Below are 16,797 nucleotides of genomic sequence, written 5' to 3'. Positions count from 1 at the left end.
CGGGGCTTTTTTATTAAAACGTTATTTTTGTCTATCGGGATAAACTGTCGCAATCAGTTGATCCACCACAGCAGGTTCAGCTAGGGTTGAGGTATCGCCCAAACTATCCAGTTCATTCGCTGCAATTTTTCTTAAAATACGGCGCATGATTTTACCCGAACGGGTTTTAGGTAATGCCGGCGCCCAGTGCAGTGCATCTGGTGAAGCCACTGGTCCAAGTACTTTACGTACCCAGCTAATTAACTCTTTTCGCAGTTCTTCCGACTCTGGAACCCCCGCCTGCAAAGTCACAAAAGTACAAATACCCTGCCCTTTAATATCATGCGGCATACCCACAACAGCAGCTTCTGCCACCGCTTCATGCGATACAAGAGCACTTTCAATTTCAGCCGTACCTAGACGGTGGCCTGAAACGTTTAAGACATCGTCAACACGACCCGTGATCCAGTAATAGCCATCTTCATCACGGCGGGCGCCATCACCTGTAAAATAAGTATTTTTAAAGGTCGAGAAGTAAGCTTCAATAAAGCGATCTGGGTCACCCCAAATGGTACGCATCTGGCCCGGCCATGAATCTTTAATCACAAGGTTACCTTCGGCAGCGCCTTCTAGTTCATTGCCTTCACCATCGACAATCGCTGGTTGAATACCAAATAAAGGACGCGTTGCCGAACCGGGTTTTAAAGCTGTTGCCCCCGGTAATGGCGCAATCAAAATACCACCTGTTTCGGTTTGCCACCATGTATCAACAATTGGACAGCGGCCTTCACCAACAACGTTGTAATACCAGTTCCAAGCCTCTGGGTTAATAGGTTCACCCACTGAACCTAACAAACGCAAGCTACTGCGGTTACTTTCACGTACATACGAATCACCCTCTCGCATCATGGCACGAATCGCGGTTGGCGCTGTATATAAAATAGAGACTTTATGTTTATCGACCACATGACCAAGACGTGCCCATGTTGGATACTGAGGCACACCTTCGAACATTAAGGTCGTCGTACCATTTGCTAGTGGTCCATAGATTAGATAACTATGGCCTGTAATCCAGCCGACATCAGCGGTACACCAGTACACATCATCTTGTTTTAAATCAAAAACTTCTTTAAAGGTACTCGCCACATACACCAGATAACCACCTGTCGTATGCAACACTCCTTTAGGTTTACCCGTCGAGCCGGAGGTATAAAGAATAAATAAAGGGTCTTCGGCCTTCATTGGTTCTGGAGGACAGTTTGCATCCACCTCCATAATAATAAGGTGATACCACAAATCACGACCCGGCTTCATCTCGATTGGGTTTGCATTACGGTAAACCACAATCACATTTTCAACGCATTCTGTGCCCGGCAATGCTAGAGCCAAATCAACATTTTCTTTAAGTGGTAACAACTTACCGGCACGTAGGCTTGAGTCAGCCGTAATCACAAGTTTAGCTTGGCTATCTTCAATACGACTCGCCAACGAGTCTGGTGAGAAACCACCGAATACCACGCAGTGCACCGCACCAATACGGGCACAGGCTAACATGGCAATTGCAGCCTCAGTCACCATTGGCATATACAGCACAACGCGGTCACCTTTACCAATGCCATATTTCTTTAAAACGTTGGCGAAACGGCAGACTTCGTCGTGTAATTCTTTATAAGAAACGATTTTATGACGAGAAGGATGATCACCTTCCCAAATAATTGCAGGTTTGTGAGGGTGTTCTTTAAGATGCCTGTCCAAGCAGTTTGCTGATACGTTCAACTCACCATCAGCAAACCATTCAATCTTGAAATTGTCTTTGTCAAAACTGGTATTTTTAACTTGGGTAAATGGCTTTATCCAATCGACAATTTTAGCTTGCTCTGCCCAGAATTCATCTGGGTTCTCGATAGAGTGTTGATAACGTTTAAAGTAGTCTGCTTCAACAGTACGAGCAGTTTTTTTAAATTCCTCTGGTACTGGATAGATCTCATTCATACGCAACTTCCTTGATCTTGTGCATCCCATCTCGAGACTGTGGCTATTATTTTACTGGATCTTATTTGTTTGCCTTTTCAGTATGATGACTCTTTCAAAGCCTAGACAATGCGACTTTGGTCATATATTAATCACTTACTCAAGCATACGAAATTGTGAATATTTTTATAAAATTAAGTTGATTTAAAACATTTGTCTATAGCTTTTACTTTTATAATTTTTTTAAGTTTTGATGGTTTTGACCATCAACAAAGATTATTTTAGCTTTTAGAAGCAGTGCAGGAATAAAATAAGATGTTTGCCGAAACTCCCTCTTCACGTCCACCTCAACTCCCGTTTAAAGACAGCCCTTTTTCAATTCATGGCCGCTTTAACCGAATGAGTTATTTAGGTGGATATGGCCTGATTTATTTAGTCACAATCGTGGGCTATTTTATTCTGGCTTCGTTTCTTGGAAGTTTTCAGCTTTCAAGTGATCTATTTAATTTTGAATTTTACAGCTCTCTCTCCGGTATAAGTGCTTTAATGGTCTGGGCTTTCTGGCTATTTCTGATCTATCTCAACATTATTCTGGTCGTTCGACGCCTACACGATTTAAATAAAAGTGGCTGGATGGGACTACTGTTATTTATTCCAGTCGTTCAGTTCTTTTTTATGCTTTATTTACTGCTTGCTTCTGGTACAGCCGGCACTAATCAATATGGTCCTGTTCGGCCTTCAACGTTTATAGAAAAACTGATGGCTTGGCTTATTTTAATCGCTATTTTAATTAGCCTTATTTCTACAGCAGGCTTTTTTTACTACTTCTCTGGTACCGATACTATTCAAACCCCGACACAAATCTTACAAAAAGGAACGGAATACTTTTAATTAAAAAACACTTTATTATTTAGATGAACTCATTATAGTAGGCGCACATTTTATCTCCTACTATGATGGAAGCTGAAAAGGCTTTCTGAATTTATTCAATTAGAGACTTGTCGTGGCTGATGAACAAAAATCCTTAACGGATGTTGCAAAAAATACAGGCGAACTTTTGCAAGAAGCAGGTACTAAAACCACTCAAACAGTTTTAGCGCATACCGAGAAATACCATGATGCCTATACCACTATCGACAAAATCGTAGATAGTTTTTGGGAACGTGTACCTTATATCTGCATTGCAATTGTTGTTTTTCTTATTTTTTGGCTACTGACCAAATTATTTAAGTTCTTTGTTCGTAAGACTTTAGAAAATCGCTCTTATACTCGTCAAAATCTAGTTTTAGTTTTAAACCGTGTCGGTAGTACAGCGATTTTATTCTTTGGTTTCTTAATAGCTCTCGTCATTATGATTCCGGGGTTCACACCAGGCCAGCTTATGAGTGCGCTAGGTATTGGTTCGGTCGCCATTGGTTTTGCATTTAAAGATATTTTCCAAAACCTACTTTCAGGTATTTTGATTTTATTGAGCGAGCCATTCCGTATTGGCGATTCAATTGTGGTGAATTCACTTGAAGGAACTGTAGAAGACATCCAGATCCGTGCAACCTTCCTACGCTCACCGGATGGACGTCGCATTGTTATTCCAAATGCAACGGTTTATACAAGTGCCTTAACTGTTAATACTGCTTATCAACAACGACGCTGTGAGTTTGTAGTCGGAATTGGCTATGATGATGATGAGCAAAAAGCAAAACAGATTATTTTAGATATTCTCAACAATGACCGAAATGTACTGAGTCAGCCTGCGTTTTCGGTTAACGTCACAGCTTTAGCAGATTTCTCGGTTAACCTGACTGTACGCTGGTGGGTTGATACCACTGAAACTGATATCTCTTCATCTATTAGTAATATTCAAGCTCAAGTAAAACAAGCTTTCAATGAAAATGATATTGATATTCCTTACCCAATTCAGGAATTAAAAATGGTATCTAATCCACCAGCTTTAAACCCTGAAACATCAGCTAAACAAACGACCTAAAATATAAGAAATAGACGTTTCGGTTCTTAAAATACGGTTGCCTAAGCTCATAGCTTGGCAGCCGTTTTTTATGAGCAAATCTACTTCGTAAGGAATAAATCCCCCTTCCGGTCCGACCACTACACTACAAGCATGGCTAATATTAATTGGCATACGTTGCTCAGCATAAGGATGAGCCACATAGGCAGGTGTTTCCTGCGTAATTAAACTTGGCAAGACGTCTTCAACAAAAGGTTTAAAGCGTTTATAGAGTTGAATTTCAGGAACAATTGTATCGCCTGCTTGCTCAAGTCCCAGCGTAACGTAGTTGTCTATTTGCTGTAAAAAAGGAGTTTGCCAATAGCTTTTATCAACACGATAACTATGAATCAGGCTTATCCTTTCAACACCTAAAGTCACACTGTCCATAATTAGACGGCGTAAAACTTTAGGTCTTGGTAAAGCTACAATTAAATGAACCGGAAGTTTTGCTGGTAGTAGTTCTTCACAAATAGGCCGTATACGGACTTCATGCTCATTCATCGAAACAATTTCAGTGATATAACGGGCGCCGTTACGAATACCAACTTTTAGATTCTGGCCGACTGTAATATCAAGATGTTCACGCAAATGTTGTAATTGACGTTTTGAATGGATAGACCATGTATCCGACTGAACATCTTCAGGCTCTAGTAAAACAATATTCATGATTTTTCGGCCAGATAGCGATTAATCACCCCGATATGTTTTTGTAAGGAACCTTGATTACGTTGCAACACTTTATGCGCCTGTACCACTAACTGTTCAGTCGCCTCAGGTTCTGCCAGACATGCTAACCAGATATCAACGACCTGCTGTGCATCTTGAGCGATAAGCACAGCATTTTCATCAATGAACTCATCGACAATCGTTTGAAAGTTAAAATAACGCGGTCCAACCACAGTAGGTACATTTAAAACCATAGGTTCTAAAATATTATGCCCACCACCCGGTTCATTTAAAGAACCGCCTACAAAACACACCTGACTTAAGGCATACCATAACCAGAGCTCACCCATACTGTCAGCGAGATAAACTTGCGTGCTGGCATGAATACTTTGGCCCATACTTCTACGATGCGTAATTAAATTTAAATTTTGGCAAATTTCAAATACTTCATCGAAACGCTCAGGATGACGAGGCACCACAATACACACCAACTCACGATCTGAATTTAAATAAGGTGCGAGCGCTTCCAAAATTTGTTGTTCTTCGGGTGCATGTGTACTGGCAATCGTCACAACCTGCCGATTTTCCAGATACCACTGCTGATGCAATTGGGCTGCTTGTTTAATAAAAGCCTCTGGTGCATGAATATCAAACTTAATATTACCAACAACCTGACTTTTGTGTTCGTCTAAACCTAGCTCAACATAACGCTGACGAGTTGCACTATCTTGCGCTAACACCCAGTCCAGCTGTTTTAACATACCTGCGGTTAAACCCGAGACTTTGCCATATCCTTTTGCAGATTTCTCTGACAACCGAGCATTAAGCAGCAAACAAGGTACATGCCGTAACTTGGCTTGATCGATTAAATTTGGCCAGAGTTCAGTTTCAACCAGTGCTAAAAGCTTTGGCTGATATAACTCAAAAAATTTTTTTAAAAGAGGCTTCTGGTCTACAGGCAAATAAACGGCTTGAAATAAATCTAAATATGGTTCTTTTAGAAAAAGTGACTTGGCACGAGCCTGACCTGTTTTCGTGGTATTGGTCACTAAGACTGGCTGCCCAAGTTTTAGATAATACTCAATTAAAGGCTGTGCAGCATTGGTTTCCCCGACTGAAACAGCATGAAACCAGATCGCTTTTACATTCTTCGGTGCTTCAAACGGCCCAAATCTTTCCAGACATTCCTGCTGATATAATTCTAGACTTTCTGCACGTCTTTTTATCCGCCAACGATAAAACGGTTTTAATAAATGAAGTGCGGTGTTGTACCAAAATGGGGTCGCCAAGCGATTTGCCTCAAATAGTCAAAATTCAAAAACTGCGGAAAATATAACATAGATAAAAAAAATGGCAGAGTTTCGATACCTAAACTCTACCATATACAAGAAAAGTCATTTACTGAACTCACGAAAGAGCAAGTTCAGCATATAGTAAATTTAAATAATATTATGAACTTATGAAGCTTCTAAAGCCGGATAGTCTGTATATCCTTCAGCGCCTTTAGCATATAAAGTCGTTGGTTGAAGTTCATTTAATGGTAAGCCTTGTTCTAAACGCTGTAATAGATCTGGGTTAGCGATATATGCTTTACCAAAAGATACAGCATCTGCCTGACCTTCACGCAAGATACGTTTTGCTGACTCTGGTGTCAGATTTTCATTGGCAATCCATACACCATTAAATTTTTTACGTAATTGTGGGCTAATACTATCAGCTGCTTCATATTCACGAGAGAAAATGAAAGCCACATTACGTTGGCTGAGTTGTTCAACCACATAACCAAATGTCGCTAGCGGGTTTTCATCACCCATATCATGCGAGTCGCCACGCGGTGCAATATGCACACCTACTCGGCCAGCGCCCCACACTTCAATAAAGGCATCAACTACTTCTAATAACAAGCGAGCGCGGTTTTCAACCGGACCACCATACTCATCATCACGCTGGTTAGTATTACTTTGAAGGAACTGGTCAATTAAATAACCATTTGCTGCATGTAGCTCAACGCCATCAAAACCTGCTGCTTTAGCCAATTCAGCTGAATGTTTATATTGAGCAACAATTTCCTGAATTTCTTCAATTGAAAGCGCACGTGGCGTTACATATGGACGTTTAGGGCGTAATAAACTTACTTCACCCGCAGGTTGAATCGCACTCGGTGCAACAGGAATATCGCCATCTAAAAGCTCTGGATGTGAAATACGACCCACATGCCACAGTTGAACTACAATTTTTGAACCTTGAGCATGAACTGCTTCAATAATCTTATTCCATGCTTGTGCTTGCTCTTGTGACCATAGTCCCGGAGTATCTGCATAACCTACGGTTTTTGAACCAATCACTGTTGCTTCAGTGAGAATGAGACCAGCATTTGCACGTTGCTGATAATATTCCACCATTAAATCGTTTGGAACACGGCTTTCGCCACTACGCGCACGTGTTAATGGGGCCATTACCAGTCGATTTTTAATTTCAAAATCACCAACTGTTAAGGGAGTATTGAGTTCAGCCATGATCGCCTCGACTTACACTTTATTTGTTTTAAAGTGTTTGTTTTAAATGTTCGATATATTGCTGAATCAAAGCTTCGTTACGTGAAAAATAAGACCATTGTCCATATTTTTGGACCTGAATGAGACCCGCCTGCTGTAATACAGACAAATGATTGGACATCGTAGACTGAGCTACTTTACCCAAACGTTCAATATGACCTGCGCAAACCCCTTTTTCAAAACTACCACCACACTCTTCTACCGGTAAATAATGCTCCGGTTCTTTTAACCATTGCAGAATCTGCCGACGCAGAGGATTGGCTAGGGCTTTGCTAATTGCATCAATATCCATAGGCTCAACACGTCTTGTAAACGAACAAAGCTTTGTTCAGCATTTCGAAAACATAATATCGTATTTTGACGATATTCATATCTATTTTTTTCGATATTCATATCGTATTTTTCCGATTAACTTCCGAACACTGAACTGCTTTGCCGTTTTAATCGCTAAAAATTTAAGAGTTATAGAGCATTAAAAGTTCAAAAGACTCTTATAACCCCTGTTTTAAACTCGCTTCAATAAAACGATCAAGGTCACCATCAAGAACCGCACCAGTATTTGAATTTTCAACACCCGTACGTAAATCCTTGATTCGAGAGTCATCAAGTACATAAGAACGAATTTGGCTACCCCAACCAATATCAGACTTCGAGTCTTCAAGTGCCTGAGCGGCTTCATTACGTTTTTGCATTTCTAGTTCATACAATTTTGCACGTAACTGTTTCCATGCATGATCACGGTTCGCATGCTGTGAACGCTGGTTCTGACATGCCACTACAATACCAGTCGGAATATGCGTCAAACGTACTGCCGAATCGGTTTTGTTAATATGCTGACCACCTGCACCAGATGCACGGTAAGTATCAGTACGAACATCTGAAGGATTAATATCAATTTCGATATTGTCATCAACTTCTGGAGAAATAAATACCGCAGAGAAAGAAGTATGACGACGGTTACCACTGTCAAATGGTGATTTACGTACTAAACGGTGTACACCAGATTCTGTACGTAACCAACCATACGCATATTCACCTTCAACACGAATTGTTGCAGATTTGATACCAGCCACGTCACCGTCAGACACTTCCATAAGTTCTGCTTTAAAACCATGACGTTCAATCCAGCGCATATACATACGTAATAGCATTGAAGCCCAATCTTGTGCTTCTGTACCACCTGAACCCGCCTGAATCTCGACATAGCAAGGATTCGGGTCCATTGGATTGCTAAACATACGGCGGAATTCAAGTTTTGCTAATTCTTCTTCAGCAGTACTCAGTTCAGACTGAACATCTTCAAGCAAGCTTTCATCATCAGCTTCTACAGCCAAATCCAACATTGCTTTTGCATCTTCAAGCTGTGTAGATAAGCCATCTAATACATTAATAACGTTTTCTAGTTCGCCCTTTTCTTTCGCCATTGCCTGAGCACGGTTTTGATCGTTCCAGATCGCAGGGTCTTCTAACTCACGTAAAACTTCTTCTAAACGTTCTTTTTTTAGATCGTAGTCAAAGATACCCCCGTAGTGTTTGGCTACGATCAGTTAAGTCTTTCAATTGGTTTAGATAAGGATTAATTTCCACGCGAGTGTTCCCATAAAAGCAGATAAACAGTCGAATATTTTATCATAGCTACGGTTATCTTCGAACCTGCTTTAAACGCTAACTCTTATTTCAATGAATAAGTTTGCTAATTTTCTTTCAGTAGATTTTAAGCTTAACTCGTAACATCCCCATACAAAATTGGGTACTTTTCCAGCATTTTTAAGTTTCTACACAAAATCTCCTCATTTTTAATAAAATAAAACATTGTTTTTTTATTATTTAAAATCAATATATTAAATTAAATATAGTTACATAAAAAGCACATGGTTACAGTCCAGTTACTTGGACAAGATTGACGGTGAATGATTTTGCTCTAGACTGAAAGTTGTAACAAAACATTTATAAAATCGTTTTTAGAGGGGAGAGATTCCATGAAAAAACTAGCAATTGCATCAGCTCTTTTATCTGCTCTTGCAGTAAGTGGCACAGCAAACGCTTACCAAGCTGAAGTTGGTGGTTCTTACAATTATCTTGATCCAGATAACGGCAGCAGCGTAAGCAAATTCGGTGTTGATGGGACTTATTATTTCAACCCTGTTCAAACACGTAATGCACCGCTTGCAGAAGCAGCATTCTTAAACCGTGCAAGTAACGTTAACGCACATGTTAACTATGGCGATAACAGCGGCACAAAAGACACTCAATATGGCGTAGGCGTTGAGTACTTCGTTCCTAACTCTGACTTTTACCTTAGCGGTGATGTAGGCAGAAACGAACGTGAAATCGACAACACTAATATCGACAGTAAAGTGACTACTTATGCTGCAGAAGTAGGTTATTTACCAGCTCCTGGTTTATTACTTGCTCTAGGTGTTAAAGGTTACGACGAGAAAGACGGTAAAGACGGTGCAGATCCTACCGTTCGTGCTAAGTATGTAACTCAAGTTGGTCAACATGACGTAAACCTTGAAGCTTATGGTGCGTTTGGTGACCTTGACGAATATAAAGTTCGCGGTGACTACTACATCGATAAAACTTTAAGTTTAGGTGTGGACTACTACAATAACGACTTAACTGATAAAGATGAATTTGGTATCAATGCTAAAAAATTCTTAAATCAGCAAGTAAGTGTTGAAGGTCGTGTTGGATTCGGTGATAACGACAACACTTATGGTGTTCGTGCAGCATACCGCTTCTAATCTAACCTAGATTAAAAAAAATCCGCTCAATTGAGCGGATTTTTTTATTGATTTAAATGCACAATGCGTAGCTGTAAGCTCACATTACCATTAAAGACATTACGGTCTATTTCATAAACCAAATGCACATGGTCACGCATCGGATCAAACTCGAAGCGACCTGCTGCATTAAAAGCAATAGCATCGAAACTATATTGGTCTATCGCTAATCTAAGCTTTAAATGTGTCTCTTTGAGCCAACGAAAATCGACAACTTTAAAATGTCCTTCAAATTGAGGCAGTGGAAATTTTTGTCCCCACGGACCTAATTGCTCAATCCAGTTTAAGGTATCTAATTGCAAAGCAGAGACAGGTAGCTCACCATCGGTCCATAATGTCGCTTGAAAGATTGATTCATCCATAGCAGCTACACAATCATTAAATACGGTTTTAAAAGCTTCAAAGTTTTCTTTGCGAATCGTTAAGCCTGCCGCTGCCGCATGTCCACCAAAATGACTCACCAGCTCAGGATGTTGTTCGGCAACTTGTTCAATGGTATCTCGAATATGCACCCCATCAATGGAACGTGCTGAGCCTTTAATATGAATACCATCTTCATCTGGGGCAAACACAATCGTTGGGCGATGAAACTGTTCTTTTAAACGTCCCGCGACAATCCCGATGACACCTTGGTGCCAGTTTTCTTCAAACAAAACAAGCGCCGCAGGAATATCTTGTTGTGAGAGTTGTAAACTGTCTAAAGCAGATAAAGCTTGTTGCTTCATCTCCCCTTCAATTTGACGGCGATCGATATTTAACTGATTTAATTGCTGAGCAATGGGGTATGCAGTTTCCATTGTGTCAGCTAATAAACACTCGATCCCAATGCGCATACTCTCCATACGTCCAGCAGCATTAATACGCGGTCCGAGCACAAAACCTAAATCTTGGGCACGTATTGAAGTAGCTTCCCGACCAGCGATATCGAGTAAGGCTAAGATTCCTACTCGACACTGATGTTGCTGAATGCGTTTTACACCTGCATCGACCAAAATACGGTTGTTATAATCTAGGACAGCAACATCAGCATAAGTTCCTAAAGCGACCAAATCTAAATATTGAGTCACTTTACTTGTGCTTTTACCTTGTCTATTGCGTAGGCTCGCCAAATTGGCAAGTACATAAAAAGCAACGCCAACACCTGCCAATGCTTTACTTGGAAACTCACAGCCTAATTGATTTGGATTAACAACTGCTTCTGCAAGTGGTGTTTCTTTAGTCGTTAAGTGATGATCGGTAATAATCACTTGCATGCCTAGGGCATGTGCTGCATCAACACCAGCATGGCTAGAAATTCCATTATCAACCGTAATTAATAGATCGGGTTGATAGATGTGATGAGCAAGCTCAGCAATGGCAGGAGTAAGTCCATAGCCATATTTAAAACGATCCGGTACCAAATAGTCGACTTGTGCTCCCATATCGCGAAGCACGAGCATCATTAAAGCAGTGCTGGTTGCGCCATCAGCATCATAGTCCCCCACAATAACTATTTTTTTCTGCTCATCGATGGCTTGATCCATTAATGCTACAGCAGCGTCCAACCCTTTGAGTTCAGGGGCCAATAAATTCTTAAGCTTTAACTCTAGTTCTTGCTCGGATTGTACCCCACGTCTTGCCAAAATTTCGGCAATAAACGGAGGCACGCCCTGAAACTGTTCAGGGCGTGTCAATAAAGGTCTTTGTTTAATTTGTATTTTTGTCATTTAAGGCATCAGTCGGTGCAACGTCCATTGACCGTCGATTTTTTCATAACTCAAGCGGTCATGTAAACGATTTGGTCGCCCTTGCCAGAACTCATAATAATCTGGCTGTAGACGGTATCCACCCCAGAACTCCGGCTTATCGAGTACTTCACGGCTTTGAACTTGTTGTTGCAAGTCTTGAAAACGCTGTTGTAACAATTCGCGACTTTCAATTTTGCCACTTTGGGGGGTACTGATATGAGCTGCGATCTGGCTATCACGTGGACGTTTATGATAGTAGTCTGTAGATTCCTGTTCAGGAATTTTTACAACATGCCCACCTACTCGTACCTGACGCTCTAGACTTGGCCAATAAAATAACAATTCAGCATATGGATTTTCTGCCAAATCTATACCTTTTTGACTGTCATAGTTGGTATAGAAATCATAGCCTGCTTCTGTCGCACCGCGTAACAGCACAGTTCTGACATGCGGACGACCACTAGCACTCGCAGTTGCTAATGACATTGCATACGGTTCATGCAAGTTAGCTGCTAAAGCATGATTAAACCAACCTAGAAATTGTTCGTGGGGATTGCTAGCAACTTGAGTCTCGTACAACTCACCTTGTTCATAGCTTAAGCGCAATTCACTTAAGTCTTTAATGACATCACTCATGCCATACACCTTATGCGACTTGTGCCTGTGAACGAACTGCATTTGCTAAATGTTCAGCTAAAGTTTTCACTTCTTGCTCGTTATCACCTTCAACCATGACACGAATGACTGGCTCAGTTCCAGACTTACGAATTAAAATACGTCCACGTCCTTTGAGCTGCTCTTCAGCTTTATTGAACTCAGCAACTAATGCAGGAATAGAATATGGATCAAGCATTTGTTCCAAACGTACATTTACAAGAACTTGTGGGTACAGTTTAAAGTCGTGAACCAATTCGTGCAGCGCTTTGTTCTGCTCAACCATCACGGTTAACACTTGTAATGCTGCAATAATCGCATCACCTGTTGTGCTCTTGTCTAAAGTCAGAATATGACCAGAAGGCTCACCACCTGTTACCCATCCGTTTTCTTCTAGGGCTTGTAACACATAACGGTCACCGACTTTTGCACGGACAAAGCCAACATTTGCTTTTTCAAGTGCCACTTCAAGTGCCATGTTACTCATTACCGTACCAACAACACCTGCTGGCTTGTTTTTTGCCTGAGTCGCTAAAATATATAAGATGTGGTCACCGTCAATTAAGTTACCGAACTTATCAACCATCACTACACGGTCAGCATCACCATCAAAGGCAATACCTAAGTCAGCCCCATGTTCCACAACCGCTTTTTGTAAGCTCTCTGGATGAGTTGAACCACAGTTTTCATTAATATTTAAACCATCTGGCTCATTGTATAAAGCGACAACTTTAGCGCCGAGTTCACGGAAAACCGAAGGGCCAACGCTGTAAGCAGCGCCGTGAGCACAATCCACAACAATTTTTAAATTATTTAAATCAAAATGATATGGGAATGTAGATTTACAAAATTCGATATAACGACCATTTGCATCGGTCACACGAACACTTTTACCTAAGTTTGCAGTGTCTTCGATAAATAAATCTTTTTCTAATTCTTTATTAATTTCTTCCTGCAATGAATCTGGTAATTTTTTACCTTCACTTGAGAAGAACTTAATCCCGTTATCAAAATATGGGTTATGTGATGCAGAAATAACAATCCCTGCATGTGCATGTAAGGCACGGGTAAGATGTGCAATTGCCGGTGTCGGTAATGGTCCAAGTAAGTGAACATATACACCAGCAGCATTTAATCCCGCCTGCAAAGCAGACTCTAAAATATAACCGGATAAACGAGTATCTTTTCCTAATACAACAAGTGGTTTATTTTTCGGACTCGTTCGTTTTAATACCTTCCCTGCAGCAAAACCGAGTTTTAAAGCAAACTCTGGCGTAATCGGCATTTGCCCAAATTTTCCACGAATACCATCCGTTCCAAAATAACTCATAGCTTATCTCATTTTTACGCCACTTCAGCCGTGGCTCATTTCATATATGGCTATTCCGCCATATCTCTTTTCATCGGATTTACTTTACACCAAAAACAAAAAGCCGTCAGTGTACTGACGGCTTTCTTGATTGTTTTGGTTACCAAAATCTAACCAACACGATAGTTCGGAGCTTCTTTAGTAATCGTTACATCATGAACATGTGACTCAGACATGCCTGCTGAAGTAATTTTCACAAATTTCGCATTTTGGCGAAGATCTTCAATCACAGCTGAACCTGTATAACCCATCGATGAACGTAAACCACCCATCATTTGATGAACGATGTTACCCATTGGGCCTTTATATGGAACGCGGCCTTCGATTCCTTCTGGTACTAACTTCTCAGCACCCGCTTTTGAATCTTGGAAATAACGGTCAGCAGAACCAGTTGCTCCCGCCATTGCACCTAATGAACCCATACCACGATATGCTTTGTAGTAACGACCTTGGAAAAACTCAACTTCGCCCGGCGCTTCTTCAGTACCTGCAAGTAATGAACCAACCATGATCGTACTTGCACCCGCACCGATCGCTTTTGCCATATCGCCAGAGAAGCGGATACCGCCATCTGCAATTAAAGGAATTTGATCTTTTAGTGCGCTAGCAACGCTGTCAATTGCAGAAATTTGTGGCATACCGATACCAGCCACAATACGTGTTGTACAGATTGAACCAGGGCCAATACCCACTTTTACAGCATCTGCACCTGCATCTAATAATGCTAATGCAGCATCACCAGTTGCAATGTTGCCACCAATCACTTGTACTTGAGGGAAGTTTTGTTTCACCCAACGTACACGTTCAATTACACCAGCAGAGTGGCCATGTGCTGTATCAACAACAATGACGTCAACACCAGCTTCAACCAATGCTTCCACACGACTTGGTGTATCAGCCCCTGTACCTACCGCAGCGCCAACACGTAAACGACCAAGATCATCTTTACAACTGTTTGGATAGCTCTCGGCTTTGCGGAAGTCAGTTACTGTAATTAAGCCTTTAAGTTCGTTGCTCTCGCCAACGACCAAGACTTTTTCAATACGGTGTTTTTGCAATAATGCTTGAATATTTTCTTTAGACTCGCCTTCACGTACAGTGACTAAACGATCTTGGCCTGTCATGATGTTGCTAACAGGTTGTTCTAAGTTGGTTTCAAAACGCGTATCACGGCCTGTCACAATACCAACAACCTTGCCGTCTTTAACAACAGGTACACCACTAATGTTATTAGCAGAGGTAATTGCAATCAGTTCACGTACTGTAGTTTCAGGGCTTACAGTGATAGGGTCTTTCACCATACCCGCTTCGAATTTTTTCACACGGCGTACTTCTGCAGCTTGAGCAGCAATATCCATGTTTTTGTGCAAAATCCCGATACCACCATTTTGCGCCATTGCAATCGCCATACGTGACTCAGTCACTGTATCCATTGCAGCTGAAACTAATGGGATATTTAAATAAATGCCGCGAGTTAAACGTGTCTTTAGAGAGACATCTTTTGGGAGAACAGTAGAGTAGGCAGGAAGTAATAAGACATCATCGAAGGTTAGCGCTTCTTGAACGATGGTCAGCATAACAATCTCACTGGTAAATTCCGTGAGCTATTATAAACAAATTTCGATGCAATTTTCATATTATCTTTGCCTTTTTCAGCAATAGATATTCGCCTACTCTAAATATTTTCCACTTATTATTGTGTTAGCTTATATTTAACTCACCTGATCATAGTCGTGATCATTCTCTGAATCTGCCGGGCTAACTTGAATAAGAGGAATAAGCTGGTGCGCTAAACGAGCTTTATTACACTGCTCATCAGCAATCTGCACTTCTCTACAGGTAGAACTACGCACCGCATAGATGGAACAACCCACCTCTTTACCAATTTCACCCGTCAAAGCCTGACATCGGGGCTCAGGCTGATTGGTTCCACGCATACATGAATAGACAGGTGTCAAAGGTTCAACTAGATGTTCTTCCATTAACTCGGCCTCAGCCCAGTAAAATGAAACCCGAAAATGTGCACAACATGCCCCACAGCGTAGGCATTCATCTGGAGTCGCAACTTGAGATAACATTTTTATTCAAATTCTCGTCATCAAAAATTTTTCTGCGACGCGAAATCCTAAAAAAATTTCAAATTGGACTCAATATGTCGAACATTATTTTTTATGTTGGACAGCTAAAAATTTGTTCTGTCATTAAATCTACACCGCATGGTAATGTTTCAATCCAGTCTAAAAACTGATTAATCATCTCTTTACCAATAAATGGACTACCGTGCTGAGGGACAATCATTTCAATATCCATCTGACGAACCATGTTGACCCATAAGCGAATGACTTTATTTGAACACATATAACGTTGATGAAAAGCTTTCATTTTCATCACATGGCTATCAAAATCTTTTAGAGGCTGACTTGCATCATCTACGATGGATGCTCCCATATCGCCCGAAAACAAAATTTTAGCCACGGGATCATAAAACTGAAAATTACCCACCGAATGTAGAAAATGCGCTGGAACGATTACAAGTTTCGATTCACCTAATTGAATCACTTGACCACGATCAGGCAGCTCAATCAGACGGTCTTCCCAATTCCCTTTCATACGCTCACTCATAAATGATGAATTTAAGTGAGGTAAAAAACGTGCCCATAATTTTGAGGCCACCACTTTAGCATCGGTATAAACCAACCAGCGGGGCATTGAGGTTATAATGTCTGGATCCTGATGCGAAGCCATCACATAATCAAGATTTTTAAGGCGCGTATATTTATTAAGTTCCATTGTCAGCGGAACATAGGTCAAATCACCACCCGGGTCGATCACGGCAGCACGCTCATGATCAATAATTAAAAATTGATTGGCTTGTATGCCTTCCCCTTTGACCAAACTGGTAAAACTAATACATTTGTGTACGCCATTATCAAATAATATCTGTGATGTTGTTTTTTCAAACCCCATAAAATTCCCCAAAAAAACTTTAAATATTAGATATTTTTATTTCCATAATAAAATAATGGGATTCAATAACTCATGCAATGAATTACTCTATTTTTCTCATAATATTTTAAAATTGATT

Annotated in this window: 15 protein-coding genes; 3 read left to right on the top strand and 12 right to left on the bottom strand. The window is 40.7% G+C overall.

Annotated features, from left to right (window positions below):
• Nucleotides 1–21: 21 nt before the first annotated feature.
• Nucleotides 22–1,971 (bottom strand): acetate--CoA ligase, encoded by a 1,950-nt coding sequence (gene acs, locus G9371_RS07240; RefSeq protein ID WP_001002959.1) that lies wholly within the window; start codon nucleotides 1,969–1,971, stop codon nucleotides 22–24.
• Nucleotides 1,972–2,265: 294 nt separating this feature from the next.
• Here acs and G9371_RS07235 point away from each other — a divergent pair, with 294 nt between their 5' ends.
• Both G9371_RS07235 and G9371_RS07230 read left to right on the top strand, forming a co-directional pair.
• Nucleotides 2,266–2,841 (top strand): DUF805 domain-containing protein, encoded by a 576-nt coding sequence (locus G9371_RS07235; protein ID WP_000457175.1) that lies wholly within the window; start codon nucleotides 2,266–2,268, stop codon nucleotides 2,839–2,841.
• A gap of 112 nt (nucleotides 2,842–2,953) precedes the next feature.
• Nucleotides 2,954–3,934 carry a mechanosensitive ion channel family protein gene (locus tag G9371_RS07230; RefSeq protein ID WP_000752853.1) on the top strand — a complete coding sequence of 327 codons (981 nt, stop codon included), beginning with the start codon at nucleotides 2,954–2,956 and terminating at the stop codon, nucleotides 3,932–3,934.
• On the opposite strand, the gene G9371_RS07225 is transcribed toward G9371_RS07230, so the two are convergent.
• From G9371_RS07225 to prfB, 5 genes are all read right to left on the bottom strand, one after another.
• On the bottom strand, nucleotides 3,914–4,621 hold the full coding sequence (locus G9371_RS07225; RefSeq protein WP_001028399.1) for a 16S rRNA (uracil(1498)-N(3))-methyltransferase: 708 nt from the start codon (nucleotides 4,619–4,621) through the stop codon (nucleotides 3,914–3,916). The two genes, G9371_RS07230 and G9371_RS07225, sit on opposite strands and share 21 nt — an antisense overlap.
• Nucleotides 4,618–5,910: a 3-deoxy-D-manno-octulosonic acid transferase gene (locus tag G9371_RS07220; protein WP_029424083.1), complete on the bottom strand. Its 1,293-nt coding sequence runs from the start codon at nucleotides 5,908–5,910 to the stop codon at nucleotides 4,618–4,620. Before G9371_RS07220 ends, G9371_RS07225 begins: the two co-directional genes overlap by 4 nt.
• A 168-nt stretch (nucleotides 5,911–6,078) precedes the next feature.
• Nucleotides 6,079–7,137 (bottom strand): alkene reductase, encoded by a 1,059-nt coding sequence (locus G9371_RS07215; RefSeq protein WP_000819048.1) that lies wholly within the window; start codon nucleotides 7,135–7,137, stop codon nucleotides 6,079–6,081.
• Nucleotides 7,138–7,165: 28 nt separating this feature from the next.
• Nucleotides 7,166–7,468 carry an ArsR/SmtB family transcription factor gene (locus tag G9371_RS07210; protein WP_000350419.1) on the bottom strand — a complete coding sequence of 101 codons (303 nt, stop codon included), beginning with the start codon at nucleotides 7,466–7,468 and terminating at the stop codon, nucleotides 7,166–7,168.
• Nucleotides 7,469–7,667: 199 nt separating this feature from the next.
• A protein-coding gene (gene prfB / locus G9371_RS07205) for a peptide chain release factor 2 (RefSeq protein WP_096640204.1) occupies nucleotides 7,668–8,763 on the bottom strand; the annotation gives its coding sequence in 2 pieces (ribosomal slippage) (nucleotides 7,668–8,690 and nucleotides 8,692–8,763; 1,095 coding nt in all).
• A 392-nt stretch (nucleotides 8,764–9,155) separates the two neighbouring features.
• Between prfB and G9371_RS07200 the strand changes: the two genes are divergently transcribed.
• Nucleotides 9,156–9,923 carry a putative porin gene (locus G9371_RS07200; protein ID WP_000731729.1) on the top strand — a complete coding sequence of 256 codons (768 nt, stop codon included), beginning with the start codon at nucleotides 9,156–9,158 and terminating at the stop codon, nucleotides 9,921–9,923.
• A gap of 44 nt (nucleotides 9,924–9,967) precedes the next feature.
• On the opposite strand, the gene recJ is transcribed toward G9371_RS07200, so the two are convergent.
• The 6 genes from recJ to G9371_RS07170 form a co-directional block, all read right to left on the bottom strand.
• Nucleotides 9,968–11,668, bottom strand: coding sequence for a single-stranded-DNA-specific exonuclease RecJ (recJ, locus tag G9371_RS07195; protein ID WP_029424082.1), 1,701 nt, complete (start codon nucleotides 11,666–11,668; stop codon nucleotides 9,968–9,970).
• Complete coding sequence (pdxH, locus tag G9371_RS07190; RefSeq protein WP_001286115.1) at nucleotides 11,669–12,325, bottom strand: pyridoxamine 5'-phosphate oxidase; 657 nt, start codon at nucleotides 12,323–12,325, stop codon at nucleotides 11,669–11,671.
• A 10-nt stretch (nucleotides 12,326–12,335) separates the two neighbouring features.
• The gene (glmM, locus tag G9371_RS07185; protein WP_000119868.1) at nucleotides 12,336–13,673 is read right to left on the bottom strand and encodes a phosphoglucosamine mutase; all 1,338 of its coding nucleotides are present in this window, start codon (nucleotides 13,671–13,673) and stop codon (nucleotides 12,336–12,338) included.
• A 149-nt stretch (nucleotides 13,674–13,822) separates the two neighbouring features.
• Nucleotides 13,823–15,289 (bottom strand): IMP dehydrogenase, encoded by a 1,467-nt coding sequence (gene guaB / locus G9371_RS07180; protein WP_000956023.1) that lies wholly within the window; start codon nucleotides 15,287–15,289, stop codon nucleotides 13,823–13,825.
• 135 nt (nucleotides 15,290–15,424) lie between these two features.
• Nucleotides 15,425–15,790: a YkgJ family cysteine cluster protein gene (locus G9371_RS07175; RefSeq protein ID WP_000952249.1), complete on the bottom strand. Its 366-nt coding sequence runs from the start codon at nucleotides 15,788–15,790 to the stop codon at nucleotides 15,425–15,427.
• Nucleotides 15,791–15,881: 91 nt separating this feature from the next.
• Entirely contained in the window at nucleotides 15,882–16,679 is a 798-nt protein-coding gene (locus tag G9371_RS07170) for an MBL fold metallo-hydrolase (RefSeq protein ID WP_000505322.1), read from the bottom strand.
• Nucleotides 16,680–16,797 lie beyond the last annotated feature (118 nt).

Source organism: Acinetobacter sp. EKM10A (assembly GCF_011075215.1).
Taxonomy (GTDB): domain Bacteria; phylum Pseudomonadota; class Gammaproteobacteria; order Pseudomonadales; family Moraxellaceae; genus Acinetobacter; species Acinetobacter baumannii.
Note: the sequence above shows the minus strand (reverse complement) of the source record. Positions and strands in the feature narration are given on the sequence as shown.

Excerpts from the sequence above, each read along its gene's own strand:
- acs (WP_001002959.1), bottom strand. The coding sequence starts at position 1,971 with ATGAATGAGATCTATCCAGTACCAGAGGAATTTAAAAAAACTGCTCGT.
- G9371_RS07235 (WP_000457175.1), top strand. The coding sequence starts at position 2,266 with ATGTTTGCCGAAACTCCCTCTTCACGTCCACCTCAACTCCCGTTTAAA.
- G9371_RS07225 (WP_001028399.1), bottom strand. The coding sequence starts at position 4,621 with ATGAATATTGTTTTACTAGAGCCTGAAGATGTTCAGTCGGATACATGG.
- G9371_RS07215 (WP_000819048.1), bottom strand. The coding sequence starts at position 7,137 with ATGGCTGAACTCAATACTCCCTTAACAGTTGGTGATTTTGAAATTAAA.
- G9371_RS07210 (WP_000350419.1), bottom strand. The coding sequence starts at position 7,468 with ATGGATATTGATGCAATTAGCAAAGCCCTAGCCAATCCTCTGCGTCGG.
- G9371_RS07200 (WP_000731729.1), top strand. The coding sequence starts at position 9,156 with ATGAAAAAACTAGCAATTGCATCAGCTCTTTTATCTGCTCTTGCAGTA.
- recJ (WP_029424082.1), bottom strand. The coding sequence starts at position 11,668 with ATGACAAAAATACAAATTAAACAAAGACCTTTATTGACACGCCCTGAA.
- pdxH (WP_001286115.1), bottom strand. The coding sequence starts at position 12,325 with ATGAGTGATGTCATTAAAGACTTAAGTGAATTGCGCTTAAGCTATGAA.
- glmM (WP_000119868.1), bottom strand. The coding sequence starts at position 13,673 with ATGAGTTATTTTGGAACGGATGGTATTCGTGGAAAATTTGGGCAAATG.
- guaB (WP_000956023.1), bottom strand. The coding sequence starts at position 15,289 with ATGCTGACCATCGTTCAAGAAGCGCTAACCTTCGATGATGTCTTATTA.
- G9371_RS07175 (WP_000952249.1), bottom strand. The coding sequence starts at position 15,790 with ATGTTATCTCAAGTTGCGACTCCAGATGAATGCCTACGCTGTGGGGCA.
- G9371_RS07170 (WP_000505322.1), bottom strand. The coding sequence starts at position 16,679 with ATGGGGTTTGAAAAAACAACATCACAGATATTATTTGATAATGGCGTA.